Source organism: Halolamina salina, assembly GCF_042678005.1.
Lineage (GTDB): Archaea > Halobacteriota > Halobacteria > Halobacteriales > Haloferacaceae > Halolamina > Halolamina salina.
Map to the genome: position 1 here is coordinate 10,694 of NZ_JBHUDH010000117.1, position 2,026 is coordinate 12,719.

Annotated in this window: 2 protein-coding genes; both read left to right on the forward strand. The window is 69.2% G+C overall.

Translation table 11 applies throughout. The features are described 5' to 3' along the window. Positions 1 to 151: 151 nt before the first annotated feature. On the forward strand, positions 152 to 1,174 hold the full coding sequence (locus ACFR9S_RS10465) for an AAA family ATPase (protein WP_379818579.1): 1,023 nt from the start codon (positions 152 to 154) through the stop codon (positions 1,172 to 1,174). Further along, on the forward strand, positions 1,174 to 1,785 hold the full coding sequence (locus ACFR9S_RS10470) for a protein sorting system archaetidylserine decarboxylase (RefSeq protein WP_379731903.1): 612 nt from the start codon (positions 1,174 to 1,176) through the stop codon (positions 1,783 to 1,785). Before ACFR9S_RS10465 ends, ACFR9S_RS10470 begins: the two co-directional genes overlap by 1 nt. The last annotated feature ends 241 nt before the right edge of the window (positions 1,786 to 2,026 follow it).

A 2,026-nucleotide genomic window follows, 5' to 3' on the forward strand; every position in this document is an offset into this window, starting at 1 on the left:
CGGCACCGAGTCGTCCGCCCTCGCCGGCCCCGTCTTCTAACTACTGCGACCGCGCGGTTTTGCACTTCTTCGAGCGTTCTCGTCGATAGCGACGGCAAAAGTGTCGCCCGGACCGGGGAGTTCTTACCCCCCGACGGGCTATCCCGAGCCGATGGACGAGCCGCTCTGGACCGAGCGCCACGCGCCCGCGATCGCGGACCTGCCGCAGGCGGAGGCCCGCGAGCGCCTCGAGCGAGCCGTCGACGAGCCGATGAACCTCGTCGTGCAGGGGCCGCCGGGCGCCGGCAAGACCGCCGCCGTCCGGGCGCTGGCCCGCGAGGCGCACGAGGACTACGAGAACGACCTCGTGGAGATCAACGTCGCGGACTTCTTCGACCGGACGAAGAAGGAGATCCGCGAGGACCCCCGGTTCGCGCAGTTCCTCGAAGGGCGGAGCCGGATGGCAAAGCGAGACATGATCAACCGCGTGCTCAAAGAATCCGCGAGCTACGCGCCGGTCTCGGGGGAGTTCAAGACGGTCCTGCTGGACAACGCCGAGGCGATCCGCGAGGACTTCCAGCAGGCGCTGCGTCGGGTGATGGAGCAGCACCACCGCACCACGCAGTTCGTGATCGCCACCCGCCAGCCCTCGAAGCTGATCGCGCCGATCCGCTCGCGGTGTTTCCCGGTCCCCGTCAGGGCGCCGAGCCACGACGAGATCGAGAGCGTGCTCGCCGAGATCCTCGACGCCGAGGACGTCGAGTACGACGACGACGGGCTGGAGTTCGTCGCGGGCTACGCCGACGGCGACCTGCGGAAAGCCGTGCTCGGCGCCCAGACGGCCGCCGCCCAGCACGAGGAGGTGACGATGCAGGCGGCCTACGAGGTGCTGGACGAGGTGGGCCACGACGACGAACTCGCGTCGGCGCTCTCTGCGGCCGCGGAGGGCGACTTCTCGACGGCGCGCTCGACCGTCGACGACCTGCTCGACGAGGGGTACGACGGCGAGGAACTGTTACAGGAGCTGCTGCGGGTCGCCCGCAGCGAGTACTCCGGCGAGAAACTCGCGCGGCTCTACCGGCTCGCGGGCGAGGCCGACGCCGACCTGATCGAGGGGAGCGACGACACGATCCACCTCACCCACCTGCTGAGTTCGTGGGCCGCGGGCCGTAATCACCTGCGGGGGGAGGCCTGATGGAGCTTCCCGGCCCGTCGCTTGCACCCGGCGCACTCCGGTACGGGCTCCCGCCGCTTTTCGCCGGCATCGTGCTGACGCCGCTGTCGGGGCCGATCGGCCTCACGCTGGCCGCACTGGGGGTGGCGGCGATCCTGTTTCACCGCGACCCCGAGCGCGAACCGCCCGAGTCGGGGTTCGTCGCGCCCGCCGACGGCAGCGTCTCGGTGATCCGCGAGGAGGAGGGCCGCATCCGCGTGGGCGTGTTCATGAACGTCACCGACGTGCACGTGAACCGAGCGCCCGCCGACGGCGCCGTCGAGTCGGTCACCCACCGCGCCGGAGCGAACAAGCCGGCGTTCTCCAAGGAGTCCGAGCGGAACGAGCGCGTCGAGATCGACTGCGGGGAGTACGAACTCTCGCTGATCGCGGGCTGGTTCGCCCGCCGGATTCACCCGTACGTCGAGGAGGGCGAGTCGGTCGAGCGGGGGGAGAAGGTCGGCCACATCAGTTTCGGCAGCCGCGTCGACGTGCTGCTGCCCGAACGGGTGGAGTTCGCGGATTTGCGTGTGAAGGAGGGCGAGGACGTGACGGCGGGGGAGACGGTGGTTGCGGTGGATACCGGGGAATAGGCTGTTTGGCTTCTCTGTTTAGTCGCTTGTCGAGGTGGGGTTGCGAACAGGACCACGGAGTTCGCTGTTTTCGACGGTGGGCGTACCGCGTATCTCGGTGTCCCAACTCCGAACAGGACCGCGGAGTGAGCTTGGCCACTTGTGACCGCACCGCCCCGCACAGCCCACAGACCTCCCCAGCCGACTCGTTCCTTCGCTGTCGCTCAGTCACTCGTCCCTCGCGCGCTCGTTCGCGCACGGA